Origin of the sequence: Nostoc sp., from assembly GCF_036917555.1 — a bacterium.
In the GTDB taxonomy this organism is placed as follows: Bacteria; Cyanobacteriota; Cyanobacteriia; order Cyanobacteriales; family Nostocaceae; genus Nostoc.
Window position 1 is genome coordinate 40,365 of sequence record NZ_JBALDD010000065.1, and the last position, 16,682, is coordinate 57,046.

Annotated in this window: 9 protein-coding genes and 1 other RNA gene; 6 read left to right on the forward strand and 4 right to left on the reverse strand. The window is 44.4% G+C overall.

The features are described from left to right. The first annotated feature begins 44 nt into the window (after positions 1–44). From V7K60_RS25820 to queF, 5 genes are all read left to right on the forward strand, one after another. Positions 45–311 (forward strand): YciI family protein, encoded by a 267-nt coding sequence (locus V7K60_RS25820; protein ID WP_334929852.1) that lies wholly within the window; start codon positions 45–47, stop codon positions 309–311. A 37-nt stretch (positions 312–348) separates the two neighbouring features. After that, positions 349–445, forward strand: an RNA gene (ffs, locus tag V7K60_RS25825) — signal recognition particle sRNA small type. Positions 446–470: 25 nt separating this feature from the next. Further along, positions 471–854 carry a phasin family protein gene (locus tag V7K60_RS25830; RefSeq protein WP_334929659.1) on the forward strand — a complete coding sequence of 128 codons (384 nt, stop codon included), beginning with the start codon at positions 471–473 and terminating at the stop codon, positions 852–854. A gap of 160 nt (positions 855–1,014) precedes the next feature. Beyond that, positions 1,015–1,416 carry a hypothetical protein gene (locus V7K60_RS25835; protein WP_094350338.1) on the forward strand — a complete coding sequence of 134 codons (402 nt, stop codon included), beginning with the start codon at positions 1,015–1,017 and terminating at the stop codon, positions 1,414–1,416. A 66-nt stretch (positions 1,417–1,482) separates the two neighbouring features. Next, positions 1,483–1,896: a preQ(1) synthase gene (queF, locus tag V7K60_RS25840; RefSeq protein ID WP_104904668.1), complete on the forward strand. Its 414-nt coding sequence runs from the start codon at positions 1,483–1,485 to the stop codon at positions 1,894–1,896. Positions 1,897–1,933: 37 nt separating this feature from the next. On the opposite strand, the gene pstS is transcribed toward queF, so the two are convergent. The 3 genes from pstS to V7K60_RS25855 all read right to left on the reverse strand — a co-directional run bounded on the left by pstS (position 1,934) and on the right by V7K60_RS25855 (position 5,498). Then, a complete protein-coding gene (gene pstS / locus V7K60_RS25845) occupies positions 1,934–3,013 on the reverse strand; it encodes a phosphate ABC transporter substrate-binding protein PstS (RefSeq protein WP_334929662.1) in 1,080 nt (359 codons plus the stop codon). Positions 3,014–3,329: 316 nt separating this feature from the next. Next, positions 3,330–4,727: a cytochrome c biogenesis protein gene (locus V7K60_RS25850; protein ID WP_334929664.1), complete on the reverse strand. Its 1,398-nt coding sequence runs from the start codon at positions 4,725–4,727 to the stop codon at positions 3,330–3,332. A gap of 30 nt (positions 4,728–4,757) precedes the next feature. Beyond that, positions 4,758–5,498: a cytochrome c biogenesis protein CcdA gene (locus tag V7K60_RS25855; RefSeq protein WP_292782130.1), complete on the reverse strand. Its 741-nt coding sequence runs from the start codon at positions 5,496–5,498 to the stop codon at positions 4,758–4,760. 181 nt (positions 5,499–5,679) lie between these two features. Between V7K60_RS25855 and V7K60_RS25860 the strand changes: the two genes are divergently transcribed. Further along, entirely contained in the window at positions 5,680–9,837 is a 4,158-nt protein-coding gene (locus V7K60_RS25860) for an AAA family ATPase (RefSeq protein ID WP_334929666.1), read from the forward strand. On the opposite strand, the gene V7K60_RS25865 is transcribed toward V7K60_RS25860, so the two are convergent. After that, on the reverse strand, positions 9,826–16,419 hold the full coding sequence (locus tag V7K60_RS25865; RefSeq protein ID WP_334929668.1) for a HAMP domain-containing protein: 6,594 nt from the start codon (positions 16,417–16,419) through the stop codon (positions 9,826–9,828). The two genes, V7K60_RS25860 and V7K60_RS25865, sit on opposite strands and share 12 nt — an antisense overlap. Positions 16,420–16,682: the final 263 nt, after the last annotated feature.

A 16,682-nucleotide genomic window follows, 5' to 3' on the forward strand; every position in this document is an offset into this window, starting at 1 on the left:
ATAACTAAAGCAGGATGTTTGTTGTAACTGGAGTTAAGAAGCTAATGCCGTGGTTTGTAAAAATTGAAGAAGGCAAAGTCGATAAACCTAGCTTTGACCAATATGTACCTGCCCACAAAGCCTACATTCAAGACTTGATTGCTAAAGGACACAAAGCACGAACAGGGTATTGGGCAGAGCATAGAGGCGGGATGTTGCTGTTTGAGGCAGCCTCAAAGGAGGAAGCGGAAGTGATTGTGGCTGATGACCCCTTGGTGAAACACGGCTGCGTCAACTATCAGCTTTATGAATGGCGAATTGTTATGGAATAACATACACTTACTGAATTTTCATGTTATCTTTATAGAAGACCTGGATCTATGCGATCGCAACACCCAAATCTTGTCAGAACCGGAAGGTAGCAGCAACACGGGAGGCTTGTGGTAGGCGTAGTCTCCGGGTCGCCTTATTTTTAGGAGCGGTTAGCAACAATGCCTGGTTTTGGAGATATTGTTCAAAAAGCTTTTTACCTCGGTGTTGGATTAGCTTCTTACGCAGGTGAGAAAGCAGGGGGAAAACTAGCCGAAGTGCGATCGCAAGTCCAAAAACTGGCAGATGAAATGGTGGCAAAGGGCGAAATGAACACAGAAGAAGCCCGCCGCTTCGTTGAGGACATGATGAAGCAAGCCCAACAAGCCCAAGCATCTGGTGAAACCTCACCAGAAACGCCCCCTTCTCAACCTCGCCGCATTGAAATTTTAGAGGACGATGAAGAGCCAACGGTCAAAGAGGCGTCAAATGATGAGAATGTAGATAAATTACGCCAAGAAGTGCTAAACCTGCAAGACGAGTTAAAACGATTGCAACGCGACTAATATAAAAGCATTGTTTGAGCAAAATATCAGTAATAAGTGGCATTTTCATATGACACTTCGGATAAAAACTTGATAAGATACATTGCCTAGTGTGTATTTTAGTGCTTCAAGCCAGATAACACAAAGCGTCCTGTTTATAGCCTGCAAAGGTGTCAAGTTTATGGAACAGTGGCAAAAAGATTTAGTAGAAATCGTTGAAACAGTGGCTGATGAAGTAGAGCGCTTCTTCCTCGGAATGAGTGAAGTGGTAGACGCATTTTTTGAGCTAACGGAAGAAGTCAGCGAGCAAGTACACAATAATATTGTTACTGAAGTCGATCAGTATCTACAGGATTTGGCTGAACCGATGTTGGAAGCTTACTGGGAACTGGAAGACATTGTAGCAGATGTCGATCCGGGTTTTCCTTATTCAGTTGAACCCACATCTGAAAAAAATCCTGCCTGTATCGGTTGTAGTCACTACCACGGTCAAGTTTATGGTGGTAATTTATTAGTTTGTGCTATGCATCCTCACGGTTGTGAAGATGAGAATTGTCCAGACTGGGAGAAGGAAGAGTATTAAGAGGCAGAGGGGCAGGGGGCAGGGGGAGTAAATGACAAATTACAACTAAAAACTAACAACTGACAAATGACAACTGATAAATTATCTGAAAGTCCATCCCAAACCAGCCAAGAAATGAAGTATGGCGAACGCGACATTGCAGAAGGTAAACTAATTACCTTTCCGAATCCGCGTGTGGGCAGGCGATATGACATTAACATTACTTTGCCGGAATTTACTTGTAAATGTCCGTTTTCCGGTTATCCTGACTTTGCGACAATTTATGTTAGCTATGTCCCTGATGAACGGGTAGTGGAATTGAAGGCGCTCAAACTTTATATTAATAGTTACCGCGATCGCTACATTTCCCATGAAGAATCTGCCAATCAAATTTTAGATGATTTTGTGGCTGCTTGCGATCCGTTGGAAGTCACTGTGAAAGCAGATTTCACGCCTCGCGGTAATGTACATACTGTAGTTGAAGTGCGTCACCAAAAGTAACATCATTACTGATGAGCGCAGATGGCATTAATCGGCTTCATTCAGCAATTTTCTTCACGGCAGATTGCACTTGAAGCACAACTTTTTTTGATAAAGGAATATACCCAAGTTCCAAACTGGATTTTTGCCCGTCAATCACAGCCCAATTCACAAAATTTTTCAGCGCTTGAGCTTTGACTCGGTTGGGATATTGGTGATAAGTTAAAAGCCAGCTGTAAGTGACGATAGGATAAGACTGGGCATCTGTAGGATCGGTGATAAAAGCAATCAACTTATCATCTGGTAATTTCACTGTTTCTAGAGTTTGTGCTACAGATTCTGGTGTCGGTGTAATATAATTACCAGATTTATTTTCTAAAGCAGCTACAGGAAGCTTATTTTGTTTGGCATAAATGTATTCTATATAGCCAATAGCTCCTGGTATCTGTTGAATCAGGGCGGTAACACCTTCGTTACCCTTTCCACCAATTCCTACTCCCCATGCTACAGATTTACCAGCCCCAACTTTGCTTTTCCATTCTGGACTTATGGTGCTTAGGTGTTGCGTTAACACGCTTGTGGTTCCACTACCATCAGTTCGGTGTACAACTTGAATTGGTAAATTGGGCAAACTTGCTCCTGGGTTAGCTGCGGCTATTCTAGGGTGATTCCAATTCTTAATTTTTCCAAGAAAGATATCTACGTAAACTTGGCGTGGTAGTCTTAGAGCAGGTGGCACATTCACTTGAGACGACTGCTGTGCAACTGATTTGAGATTATAAGCTAGCACAATAGAACCAGCAGTTATTGGCAAAGCGATTACTCCCCGTTTTATCTTGGCTGCTTGTTCACTTGTAATTCCTACATCACTAGCGGCAAAATCCACAGTACCATCGATAAGCTGTTGCACTCCAGCACTGCTTCCTATAGCTTGATAGTTAATTTCTATATTGGGATTTTGCTGGTTGTAATCTGAAAGCCAACGCTCATACAAAGGTGCGGGAAAACTTGCCCCAGTACCAACAAGGGAAACACGCTTTATGTTTTTTTGCTCGGCAGCGCAAGAAGCAATACTCAACAAGATAGCGATTAAAGGTAGAAGGCAAACCCGTCCCTGAGATTGAAGTTTGGCAGACATAGAAATCTTTTGTTCCAATGTTTAATAAATACCTCTAGTAATTTTCCAATTTGTGGCTGTGTAAGCGTAATTAATTGTAAATAACTTTGAAATGCATAGGTACTTCGCCTTCCCGCAGGGTAGGGACGCAGAGGTTAACGCAAAGGTACGCAAAGTAATCCTCTGCGTACCTCTGCGATTTCCTTTGCGCGACGGCAGTCGCTACAACGGGGAGGCAGCGCGGTCTTCTCCCAAAGGGAGAGGCTAGCGCCAAGGGGGTTCCCCCCATGAGCGACTGCCGTGGGAACCCCCGCAACGCGCTGCCTCCCCTTTGCGTTTAAACTTCAATCGCCGTCTCTTTCTCTTCACCTTTTGGCTGTGAACTCAGCCGATCTAAAATCTCCAGAACTTCTTGTTCAAAAGCAACTTGGGCACGATTAGTTTTGCCACCTACATACAAGCGATCGCCTTTTTGCAATGCCCATATTTGTGAGTGGGAAAAGTAACTCATCACCACACCCAGCATGAGCAAACCAAACCCTGTGTAAACAATTGGTATGCCTGGATCGGCTTTAATTTGTAAGCCTGTGCTACCAATGACATCCAAAATTTTCAGCTTCACGCCATTAACTTCGGTGAACATCCCCGCGCGGACTGTATCAACAAGTTTGCCAGTGGCATCATAAATTAATACCATCCCTTGCAAGTCTTTCGCTAACAGGGAGACACCCTCACTCAAATCTGGTTTCGTTGGAACCCACGTTCCCCAAATGCGCCCGTTACCGTTGGTGTTCAATTGCGCCATCGGAAGTTGAAAAATCGGGCTGTTATTAAATTGGACGCGAACACCTGCAATTCCCCAATCAGTTTGATAGAAAGTTATGCCATGATAGCGCAGAGGCTCGTTGACAAAAATCTTCTTGTGGTCAATTTCCTTTCCCTGATTATTCAAAACAGACATATCTGAATAAAATTGATTAATGCCGCCAGATGGAGTGTAATCAATCCAAAAACGATTGACGCGCACAGACCAATCTTTTGGGATTTTTGCGGCTATTGGGCCAGCATCGACAATATTTGTCACTTGAAATGTATCGCCACTAGCAACCATTTCCTGAGCGAGAAACCCAGTCATTGCCCCCCAAATTCCCCCTAGCAAAATAGCGACGATGCCAATATGAACGATAATTGGGCCGATGCGTCCAACTATTCCTTTGCGGGCGTAAAGGAGATTTTCTTTTTCTTGATTTGGAAAAATTTTATAGCGGTGTTTCTGTAATATTTCGCTGAGAGAATTCAGGGAACCAGTATCTAGTTCTGTACTTAAAGCTAACTTTTGAAATTGTCGGGGTTCTTCGTAATATTTCCAGCGCTGGGCAGCTTTTAAGGCTGGTAACTGACGGGTAAATGAACAAGCAGTTAAGCTAGTGCCAAATAAGATGAGTAATGCCAGAAACCACCAGGTACGATATACGTGGTCTAATCCAACTACTTGAATTACCTTCCAAGTTAAGAAACCAAATAAAGCTGGATGTTCTGGGTAATTGGCTTGGTAAAATGCGGGTGATTGACCTTGCTCGATTACAGTACCGGTGGAGCTAAAGATGGCAATCAATAGCAGTAGTGCGATCGCTAGTCGTAAGTTAGTCAGTACAGGCAAAAGCTCTTGGCGTAAGAACTGCCCAGGTAGTGCCCACCATTTTAATTCTTTGGACGCCGAATCTTCTAAAGTCATTATGTGTAAAATCTAACAAAGGTATTGATATTAAAAACTGCCGAGTGGAATCCGAGAAATTAAGGAAAACACACCAAATCCTACCAACAGCGCCCCACTAACTGGGTTAATCCAACCAGACCAGCGACGCAATTCTAGTAACTTTTTAATTGAAGCTGTAAAAGTACCCGCCAAAATCAATGGTGCTACATAACCGGCTGTATAAGAAAGTAGCAAAACAGCACCTAAAATTAAGTCTTGTGTATTGGCAATCCAACCCAACAAACTAGCTAAAACAGGTGTGCTACAAGGGGATGCGACTAAACCGAAAGTCAGCCCCAGCAAGTAAGAACGCAATCCTGCTGGTAAATCTGGTGAAATCCAATTCGTTTCACCCAAGGATGGAAATTGTAGAGGCAGTGCTTCTAATAAGTTCAGCCCCATGAGAATGGCGATAATGCTGACGATAATCGGCAAACCAATTCCTACTTGACCGTAGACTTTTCCAACAAAACCTGCTAAGATACCTAGTCCTGCCAATGTAGTTGCTAATCCTAAAGCAAACCAAGTTGATTGGGCAGCTGCTTGCAAGCGGCTTTTAGCTTCATAACCGCCGATGTAACCAATGGTAATTGGCAGCATGGAAAGCATACAGGGTGTGAGACTGGTGAGCAAACCAGCTGCAAAGATGATACCAATACTCACCACGCTTAGGTGTGTTAGTTGGTTAGAAACGAGGCTGTTGGCAAATTGTTCTAGTTGGTAAATTTGGGTTTGCAGGTTATCAAACATGGGAAGTTTCTGAGCGGGAAATGCTTACTCTGCTTGAATTGTAGCTTATTTTTGGTTTTTGAGTCAGTAGAAGTGATTATCCGAACCTGATATTATCTAAATTTCATCTGCCCAAAGAAATGTATTTAAAATACAATTAAGCTCGGATTATCCCTGAAGAAGCACGGCTGGAGTATTTGGCATGATGATTGCATTACCCGGATTTCAGATTGTCACTTTGTTAAAAGCAGGGGTAAAAGCAGTCATATACCGTGGAATTAAGGTTAAAGATCAATGTCCGGTAATTATCAAAGGGCTACGTCCAGAACAGTGTACACCCAATAATATCGAACAACTCAAACATGAGTATGCGATCGCCCAAAGGTTAAATATCGCCGCCGCAGTCAAAGTCTACGCCTTAGAGATGCATCAGGGAATCCCTTATTTAATTATGGAGGATTTTCAGGCGCGATCGCTCGACCAGTTTCTAGACCAATTTCAACAGCCTGTGCCGTTTCTGAAGATTGCGATTGAAATTACTAGCAAACTCGCACAAATTCACACTCATCATATTGTCCACAAGGATATTAAGCCGCAAAATATCTTAATTAACCTCGAAACTAGTCAGGTCAAAATCGCCGATTTTGGAATTGCTGCTTTCATTCCATACCAGCAGCAAATAGTTAGCAGTTCCAGTCGAATTGAAGGCAGTCTACCTTATTTATCACCTGAGCAAACCGGGCGAATGAATCGAGGAATTGACCATCGCAGCGATTTGTATTCTCTGGGAATCACCTTTTATGAGATGCTAACAGGTCAGCTACCATTTCAAGGCAAAGACCCCTTAGAATGGGTGCATTGTCATATTGCCAAATCTCCACCATCCCCGAAAAAGCTAAACTCTGATATTCCCCAAATGCTCTGTGACATCATCATCAAATTGCTGTCTAAGGTTGCAGAACAGAGGTATCAGAGCGCTTTAGGTTTACAATTTGATCTGGAAAGGTGCTTAAAACAATTGGAGATAACTGGACAAATCCAATCCTTTGTTTTGGGTGAACAAGATATCTCAGAGCGCTTTCAAATTCCTCAAAAATTGTATGGGCAAGAGCCAGAGATTGCCAAGATTTTACAAGCATTTGAACGAGTTGTTAGTCAAGGGAAACCAGAACTAGTGTTAGTTTCTGGCTATGCTGGAGTTGGTAAATCTTCTTTAGTGAAAGAGATTCACAAGTCCATTGTTAGAGAACGCGGGGTTTTTATCTCTGGTAAATTTGATCAGTATAAACGAGATATTCCTTATTCCACCATTGTTCAAGCTTTTCAAACACTGGCTCGACAAATTTTAACGCAGCCTGAAAATCAACTTGCTACCTGGAAAAAGCGAATACAAGCAGTATTAGGAAACAATGGTAAGCTAATCACAGATGTAATTCCAGAAGTTGAATTAATCGTTGGAGAACAGCCTCCTATACCAGAATTAGGACCTGCCGAATCTCAAAATCGATTCAATTTGGTGTTTCATAATTTTATCAGCGTCTTTGCTCAAAAAGAGCATCCGCTCACTGTCTTTTTAGATAATATGCAGTGGGCAGACAGCGCTACTTTAAATTTCATTCAAACTGTCATTACTGGCTCTAGTATCCAATATCTCTGCTTCATTTTGGCCTATCAAGATAACGAAGTAGATGTTGTACCTCCCTTCAATTTGATGATAGACAAGGTTCTGGCGTTAAAATCTGCCCAAATCGGTGTTTGGAGTTGGGATATTGCCAATGATCGCTTTGATTGGGATGAGCAAATTTATCAACTATTTGGGTTAACACCTGAAACCTTTGCTGGAACTTCCGAAGCAATTTTAGTTCGCCTGCATCCAGATGATCGAGGATTACTGGCTCAATCGTTGAGTCGAGCGATTAACGAAGGCGTAGAGCATGATTTAGAATACCGAATTATTCAAGATGACGGCAGTATCCGCTACGCAGCCTGTCAGGGAAAAGCCTTTTTCAACGAAGCTGGTAAAGCCACACACATGAGTGGTGTTGTGCTTGATATTACAGAGCGCAAACAATCTGAAGCCGAACGTATCCAACTGATTCAAGAGCAAACCGCCCGACAGGAAGCAGAAGCCGATCAACAACGAGCGACATTTTTGGCTCAAGTCAGTACAACACTCGCCTCTTCCCTTGATTACGAAAGGACGCTAACAAGCGTGGCAAACCTGGCTGTGCCTTACTTCGCCGATTGGTGCGCCGTTGATCTGCTGCAAGACAACCAATCAATTAATCAAGTAGCAGTTGCTCACCGTGATCCAGAGAAAGTTAAACTCGGTTGGGAACTTCATCAGCGTTGTTCCAGAGGGTTGGATGCAACTGAAGGTGTGCCGAAAGTGGTGCGTACAGGAGTTGCAGAAATGGTAGCAGAAATTTCAGATGTAGCCCTAGCAGCAGCGATCAAAGATCCAGAACATCTCCAAATTCTGCGTGAACTTGGTTTAAACTCATGTATCATATTGCCCTTGATGGCACACGGACGGATTTTTGGTGCAATTTCTTTTGTGACTGCTGAATCAAAACGTCGTTACAGCACGGCTGACTTGTCACTAGCAAAAGATGTTGCCCATCGAGCTGCGATCGCCATTGATAATGCCCGCCTTTACCAAGAAGCGCAGCAAGCACAAAAAACGGCAGAACGAGCATTGGAGCGCATTGCCCGTCTCCAGTCGATTACGGCTGCGCTTTCAGAATCCCTGACACCAGCCCAAGTATCTGATGTGATTGTAGAGCAGAGCATGGCTGTCTTGGGAGCCAGTTCTGCCCTTGTGGCTTTGGTGAATGAAAGTAAAACTGAACTGGAAATTGTGCGGGCGGTTGGCTATAAGCAGGATTTGATAGATGCTTGGCGTATTTTTGCCATCGATTCACTCTCTCCAATAGCAGAAGCTGTGCGAACTGGGAAACCTATTTGGGCTGAATCAACAGAAAATCGGGTAGCTGATTACCCACATTTAGCAGAAATTTACGCTCAATATGATTTTAATGCCTGGATTTCTATTCCTTTGATGGTAGAAGGTTGGGCAGTTGGCGGTATAAGTTTGGGATTTACTCAGCCTCAACAACTGAGTGGAGAAGATCAAGCATTTATTTTGGCTGTTGCTCAACAATGCGCCCAAGCGATCGCTCGCGCCCATCTCTATGAAGCCGAACGAACGGCACGAAGCGCTGCTGAATCAGCAAACCGCATCAAAGATGAATTTCTCGCTGTCCTCTCCCATGAATTGAGAACACCACTCAACCCGATTCTAGGTTGGGCAAAACTGATGCAAAGCCGCAAGCTTGATCAAGCAACCAGCGATCGCGCCCTAGAAACCATTGAGCGTAATGCCAAGTTACAAACCCAATTAATTGAAGATTTGCTGGATGTCTCCCGCATCCTTCAGGGTAAACTTAACCTCAACTTCGACCGGATTAATTTGGTATCAGTCATGGAAGCTGCGATCGAGACAGTGCATTTATCGGCGGAGGCTAAGTCTATCCAGATTCAGACAACTCTTGAATCCGGTGTCGGGCAAGTTTTAGGCGATGCCAATCGATTGCAACAAGTCATTTGGAATATCCTTTCTAATGCCATTAAGTTTACTCCCATCGGTGGACAGGTAAAAATTAAATTAGAGCAAGTTGGCTCACAGGTACAAATCTGTGTAACTGATACAGGAAAAGGGATTGCACCTGAGTTTTTACCTTATGTCTTTGATTATTTCCGTCAAGCAGATGGTGCGACAACTCGAAAATTTGGCGGTTTAGGTTTAGGATTAGCGATCGTCCGCCATCTTGTGGAACTTCATGGGGGAACCGTGCAAGCAGAAAGTCTGGGTGAAGCTAAAGGAGCAACTTTTACCGTCAAACTTCCATACTTACAGGATGAAAACAAAGGAATCAAGGATGCCAAAGATAACTCCTCACTGGTGGCGGTTCAGTCTTCGCCCTTGTCTGGCTTAGAGATTCTGGTGGTGGATGATGATGCAGATATGCGAGAATTTTTGCCCTTTATGCTGGAGCAGTATGGTGCGACTGTTACCGTTGTTGCCTCAGCCATTGAAGCTTTAACTGCCTTGAGTCAATCCCAGCCAAATCTGATCATCAGTGATATCGGGATGCCCGAAATGGATGGCTATATGCTGATGCGACAAATAAGGAGTCTGGAACCAGAGCAAGGAGGGATAATTCCCGCGATCGCTTTAACTGCTTATGCTGGTGAGATGGATCATCAACAAGCGATCGCTGTCGGATTTCAACAGCATATTTCTAAGCCTGTAGATCCAGAAGAATTGGTGAAGGCGATCGCGTCATTAACGATATAGCCAAACACGCAACAGCGACAGCAATTGCTCAGTATCTACAGGTTTTGTAATGTAGTCTGATGCGCCGGCTTCAATACACTTCTCGCGATCGCCTTGCATGGCTTTAGCGGTCAGTGCAATAATCGGCAAAGACTTAAATTGCTCGTTTTGGCGGATCGTGCGTGTTGTTTCGTAACCATCCATTTCTGGCATCATTACGTCCATCAAAACAACATCAATATCTGGTGTATTTTCTAACAGAGTGATTCCCTCTCTGCCGTTTTCAGCATATAAAACCTGGATTTGATAACGCTCTAGCATACTGGTAAGGGCAAAGATATTACGCATATCGTCGTCTACAATTAGCGCTGTTTTACCAGTAAGTAAATAGTCTTGTGAATGCAGTTGTTCGAGTATTTGTCGCTTCGGTTCAGGTAAATTTGCTTGGACTCGGTGTAAAAATAATGCTGTTTCATCGAGGAGACGTTCGGGCGATCGCACATCTTTAATAATGATTGTCTCGGCAATCCGTCTGAGTTCTGTTTCTTGAGCTTTGCTAATTTCTCTCCCTGTATAAACAATAATTGGCAAAGTTTTGCCGTTAGGTAGAAGCTTTATCTGCTCAATTAGTTCAAATCCGGTCATGTCGGGTAGCCCTAAATCGAGGACAAGGCAATCAAAATGCTGGGTGCGAATAGCTTCTAGAGCAGTTGCACCGTCAGCCACAGCAGTGGTGGAAACATCGCTGTTACCAATCAACTCAACAATACTCAGCCGTTGAGTGTCGTCGTCTTCGACTACCAATAAATTTTTCACCTGACGCTCAACAAAACCTTTAATTTTGGTCAATGCCTCAGATATTGTCTCACTGGTTAAAGGTTTTTGCAGATATGCGATCGCACCTAGTTGTAAACCGCGCTGTTTTCCTTCTTCAACAGTCATGATATGTACGGGGATGTGACGGGTATTTGGGTCATGTTTGAGACGATCCAATACCGTCCAACCATCCATTTCTGGCAACCGAATATCTAGCAAAATGGCTGAAGGTAGGAATTGCTGTGCTAGCATCAAACCTGTACTACCTGTTTGGGCAGCTATCACCTTGAATCCTTGCTGTTGCGCCATATCTAGAAGGATACGGGCAAAATTAAGGTCATCTTCGACAATTAGTAACACGCGATCGCCTCTTTCTATAGTCGTGCGATCGTCATTTATGAGTGGGGAGTGCTGAATGCTGAGTGCTGAGTGAGGAGTGGGAAGTAGGGAGTAGGGAGTGGGGAGTGTTAATCTAGACTCAGGACTCGATTGTGGTAAGTAGAATGTAAAAGTGCTACCTTCACCGGGTTGACTGATGAGTTTAATTTCGCCGCCGAAAAGACGGGCGATTTCGCGGCTAATTGATAAGCCCAATCCCGTGCCGCCGTATCTCCGACTGGTAGAGCCATCGGCTTGCTGGAATGCTTCAAAAATCACTTTCTGTTTTTCGGGGGCAATGCCAATGCCTGTATCGCTGACTGAGAAAGCAATCACAAGCTGGGCACGATTTAAGGTTTCGTTGCTGTTGCTCCACCCTAGCTTGGCCACTGCAATCCGTAAGCGTACCTCTCCTTGCTCTGTAAATTTAAAAGCGTTAGAGAGCAGATTTTTCAACACTTGTTGTAAGCGTTTAACATCTGTATAAATGCTATTTGGCAATTCGGCAGTAAATTCAATAGCGAAGGCAAGTCCTTTACTCTGAGCGATTTGTCGGAAAGTACGCTCAATCTGCTCACCCAACTCTGCTAATGGTATTTGGGTCATGTCAATAGACATGGTTCCAGATTCAATTTTAGCGAGATCCAGGATGTCATTGATCAACGTCAACAGGTCAGTACCGGCTGAGTAAATTGTCTGGCTGTATTCGACTTGTTTCCTAGTAAGGTTGCGATCAGTGTTATCTGTCAACAATTTTGCCAAAATCAACAAGCTGTTTAGCGGTGTCCGTAGTTCATGGGACATATTGGCAAGAAATTCTGATTTGTATTTTGAGGAAAGGGCGAGTTGTTCAGCTTTATCTTCTAAAGACAGTCTTGCTTGTTCAATTTCCCGATTTTTGCGCTCGACTTCTTTCTTCTGCATCGCCATCAACTCTGCCTTTTCTTCTAATTCGGCGTTGGTTTGTTGCAGTTCTTCTTGCTGTCCTTTGAGTAAATCCTCGGAAGTTTTGAGTGATTGGGCTTGTTGTTCTAAACGCTGGTTGGTTTCCCGGAGTTCGCTTTGTTGGGTTTGGAGTTCTTCAGCCAAAGATTGCGACTGTTTGAGTAACTCTTCAGTTCGCATCGATGCTGCGATCGTGTTGAGGACGATCGCGATACTTTCGGTAAGTTGGTCGAAGAATGTCAGATGAATTTCGCTAAAGCGGCGGAAGGATGCTAATTCAATCACTGCTGTCACCTGTCCCTCAAAAAGTACAGGTAACACCACGGCATTCAGGGGCGTGGCTTCTCCTAACCCAGAGGAAATTCTGACATAATCGCTGGGTACTTCCGTCAGTAGAATTCGTTCTTTTTCTAAAGCGCATTGTCCCACCAAACCTTCACCCAAGTGGAAGCGGTTAGCTAGATGTCTGCGTTCGCGGTAAGCGTAGCTACTGATTAGTTTCAAATATGGTGTATTTTCCCCAGACTCCATCAGGAAGAATACCCCGTGTTGCGCTCCTACCAAGGGTGCTAGTTCTGAGAGAATTAATTTAGATACGGTTTCTAAGTCTCGCTGACCTTGCAGCATTCGGGTAAACTTGGCTAAGTTAGTTTTCAACCAATCTTGTTCGGTGTTTTTCTGCGTTGTCTCCCGCAGATTTGCAATCATCTGATTGATGTTGTCTTTGAGTATCGCTACTTCCCCTAGTGTCTCGACGGCAATTGAACGAGTTAAATCGCCCTTAGTTACAGCTGTAGCAACTTCTGCGATCGCTCGCAACTGAGTTGTCAGTGTAGCAGCAAGTTCGTTCACATTATCTGTCAAATCTTTCCAAGTTCCAGCCGCACCAGGTACTCTAGCTTGTCCGCCTAACTTTCCTTCGATTCCCACTTCCCGCGCCACTGTGGTTACTTGATTGGCAAACGTTGCTAGAGTATCAATCATCTCGTTGATAGTCTCTGCCAAAGTTTCAATTTCTCCCTTGGCATCTAACATCAGTTTCCGTTTCAAGTCACCGTTAGCAACTGCGGTTACAACTCTGGCGATACCGCGAACTTGTGCTGTGAGGTTCCCCGCCATCGAGTTCACGTTATCTGTTAAATCTTTCCAAGTCCCTGCAACACCTTGGACTTGTGCTTGTCCGCCCAACTTCCCTTCAGTTCCCACTTCCCGCGCCACCCGCGTCACTTCACTGGCAAAGGAGCTGAGTTGATCTACCATCGTGTTGGTAGTGTTCTTCAAGTCTAAAATTTCGCCTCTGGCATCGACGGTAATTTTCTTAGAAAGGTCGCCATTAGCTACCGCCTTGGTAACTTCGGCGATGTTGCGAACTTGTCCGGTGAGGTTCTCCGCCATTGAGTTAACGTTGTCTGTTAAATCTTTCCAAGTGCCTGCAACTCCTCTGACGTAAGCTTGCACGCCTAATTTCCCCTCAGTTCCTACCTCACGGGCAACCCTGGTAACTTCCGATGCAAAGGAATTTAGCTGATCCACCATTGTATTAATGGTGTTTTTAAGTTCCTGAATTTCGCCTTTGACATCGACAGTAATTTTTTTAGATAAGTCGCCGTTTGCTACAGCAGTAGTCACTTCGGCAATGTTCCGCACCTGTGCCGTCAAACTTCCCGCCATGAAGTTTACACTGTCAGTTAAATCTTTCCAAGTTCCGGCTACACCTTTAACTTCTGCTTGTACACCCAGCTTTCCTTCAGTTCCCACCTCACGCGCCACCCGCGTTACTTCACTTACAAAGGAATTGAGTTGATCCACCATCGTGTTGACAGTGTTTTTTAACTCCAAAATTTCCCCTTTGACATCAACGGAGATTTTCTTAGATAAGTCGCCATTAGCTACGGCGGTGGTGACGGCGGCAATGTTTCGCACTTGTGCCGTTAAGCTTCCCGCCATGAAATTTACGCTGTCAGTTAAATCTTTCCAAGTGCCAGCCACGCCGCGCACATCTGCTTGTACGCCTAATTTACCCTCACTTCCCACCTCACGGGCAACCCGTGTTACTTCACTTGCAAAGGAATTAAGTTGATCCACCATGATATTGATGGTATTCTTCAGTTCGAGAATTTCGCCTTTGACAGCAACAGTAATTTTCTTGGATAAGTCACCATTGGCGATCGCAGTTGTCACCTCGGCAATGTTCCGCACCTGTGCCGTCAAGCTTCCCGCCATGAAGTTCACGCTGTCGGTTAAATCTTTCCAAGTACCAGCAACGTCTTTCACTTCCGCTTGTACGCCCAATTTACCTTCAGTTCCCACCTCACGCGCAACTCTTGTTACTTCACTGGCAAAGGAACTGAGTTGATCTACCATTGTGTTGATGGTGTTTTTCAACTCCAGAATTTCGCCTTTGACATCAACGGTGATTTTCTTGGATAAATCGCCTGTTGCAACCGCCGTAGTTACTTCGGCAATGTTCCGCACCTGCGCCGTCAAGCTTCCCGCCATGAAATTCACGCTGTCGGTTAAATCCTTCCAAGTGCCAGCCACGCCGCGCACTTCTGCTTGCACGCCCAGTTTACCCTCACTTCCTACCTCACGCGCAACCCTTGTTACTTCTGATGCAAAGGAATTGAGTTGATCCACCATTGTGTTGATGGTATTTTTGAGTTCTAAAATTTCACCTCTGACATCGACAGTGATTTTCTTAGATAAATCGCCTGTTGCAACTGCCGTAGTAACTTCGGCAATATTCCGCACCTGTGCCGTTAAACTTCCCGCCATGAAGTTTACGCTGTCGGTTAAATCTTTCCAAGTGCCAGCCACACCGCGCACATCCGCTTGCACACCCAATTTACCTTCACTGCCAACCTCACGGGCAACTCTTGTTACTTCCGATGCAAAAGAACTAAGTTGATCCACCATGATATTGATGGTATTTTTCAGTTCGAGAATTTCACCTCTGACATCGACGGTGATTTTTTTAGATAAATCGCCATTTGCGATCGCAGTCGCAACTTCGGCAATATTTCGCACCTGTCCGGTGAGATTACCTGCCATTAAGTTAACGTTATCAGTTAAATCTTTCCAAGTTCCCGCTACTCCCCGCACTTCTGCTTGCACGCCCAACTTCCCTTCAGTTCCCACCTCACGCGCAACTCTTGTAACTTCCGATGCAAAAGAATTGAGTTGATCCACCATTGTGTTGATGGTGTTTTTCAGTTCCAGAATTTCACCTTTTACATCCACAGTGATTTTCTTAGATAAGTCGCCATTCGCCACGGCCGTAGTCACTTCGGCAATATTCCGCACCTGTGCCGTCAAGCTTCCCGCCATGAAATTCACACTATCGGTCAGGTCTTTCCACGTACCTGCTACGCCGCGAACTTCTGCTTGACCGCCTAATTTACCTTCAGCACCTACCTCACGGGCAACTCTTGTCACTTCCGATGCAAAAGAATTAAGTTGATCCACCATGATGTTGACGGTGTTTTTCAACTCTAAAATTTCGCCTTTGACATCAACAGTGATTTTCTTGGAAAGGTCGCCATTCGCTACCGCCGTTGTTACTTCCGCAATGTTACGGACTTGGGCTGTTAAATTTCCTGCCATCAAGTTAACGTTATCAGTTAAATCCTTCCAAGTTCCTGCTACACCTTTAACTTCTGCTTGTACGCCTAACTTCCCTTCAGTTCCCACTTCACGGGCAACTCGCGTTACTTCCGATGCAAAAGAATTAAGCTGATCCACCATCGTGTTGACGGTGTTTTTGAGTTCGAGAATTTCGCCTTTAACATCGACAGTGATTTTTTTGGATAAGTCACCATTTGCGATCGCAGTGGCAACTTCAGCGATGTTACGAACTTGTCCGGTGAGATTACCCGCCATCAAGTTAACATTATCAGTCAAATCCTTCCAAGTGCCAGCCACACCCTGCACTTCGGCTTGGACACCCAACTTCCCTTCAGTTCCCACCTCACGGGCAACCCGCGTTACTTCCGATGCAAAAGAACCAAGCCGATCCACCATCGTGTTAACGATATTAGCAGTTTGGAGAAACTCACCTTGCAGGGGTCTGCCGTCAATTTCTGTGGCGATCGTTTGCGATAAGTCACCATTGGCGACTGACCGAATTACACGAGTAGTTTCAGCAGTTGGTTGAACTAAATCTGTAATTAGACTATTGACAGAAGTAACACAATCTGACCAAGAACCACGAACATCTCCGAGAGAGGCGCGATCGGTAATTTTACCTTCTTTGCCGACAACGTTACCAATCCGCTGTAGCTCCGCCGCCATCCGCTCATTCTGGTCAATAATATCATTGAGCGTATCAGCTATTTTCCCTGCTACACCAGTATGGTCTATGGACATCCGAACCGAGAAGTCACCCTGTTTAACAGCATTCAGCGTTCTTAGTAGCTGATTTAAATCTAGATTGTCGCTGTCTCTAGTTAACTGTTCGGTTACCATAACCTTATCCTTAATCTTGATTCTTGAGAAATTTTTTGTATTTTTTGTACCCCGTATCTATTTAGAGTACTTTTAGCCAATGCGTATCACAATAGAGAACAGGGAATAAAAAGTGGATCGAACTAATTTTTATGGGTGCGAGTGTAAGCAGTTGATAAAGACTGCTAACTAAATAGTATTGCCGTCGATGTATTTGGCATACCACTTAGCTAATAATAGCTAGTACAGGTTAGCAATGCCTAACTTGGGCGAGGGTATGGTCA

What these genes read in the sequence shown, in the direction of transcription:
- V7K60_RS25820 (WP_334929852.1), top strand. Translation starts at nt 45, where the DNA reads ATGCCGTGGTTTGTAAAAATTGAAGAAGGCAAAGTCGATAAACCTAGC.
- V7K60_RS25830 (WP_334929659.1), top strand. Translation starts at nt 471, where the DNA reads ATGCCTGGTTTTGGAGATATTGTTCAAAAAGCTTTTTACCTCGGTGTT.
- V7K60_RS25835 (WP_094350338.1), top strand. Translation starts at nt 1,015, where the DNA reads ATGGAACAGTGGCAAAAAGATTTAGTAGAAATCGTTGAAACAGTGGCT.
- queF (WP_104904668.1), top strand. Translation starts at nt 1,483, where the DNA reads ATGACAACTGATAAATTATCTGAAAGTCCATCCCAAACCAGCCAAGAA.
- pstS (WP_334929662.1), bottom strand. Translation starts at nt 3,013, where the DNA reads ATGTCTGCCAAACTTCAATCTCAGGGACGGGTTTGCCTTCTACCTTTA.
- V7K60_RS25850 (WP_334929664.1), bottom strand. Translation starts at nt 4,727, where the DNA reads ATGACTTTAGAAGATTCGGCGTCCAAAGAATTAAAATGGTGGGCACTA.
- V7K60_RS25855 (WP_292782130.1), bottom strand. Translation starts at nt 5,498, where the DNA reads ATGTTTGATAACCTGCAAACCCAAATTTACCAACTAGAACAATTTGCC.
- V7K60_RS25860 (WP_334929666.1), top strand. Translation starts at nt 5,680, where the DNA reads ATGATGATTGCATTACCCGGATTTCAGATTGTCACTTTGTTAAAAGCA.
- V7K60_RS25865 (WP_334929668.1), bottom strand. Translation starts at nt 16,419, where the DNA reads ATGGTAACCGAACAGTTAACTAGAGACAGCGACAATCTAGATTTAAAT.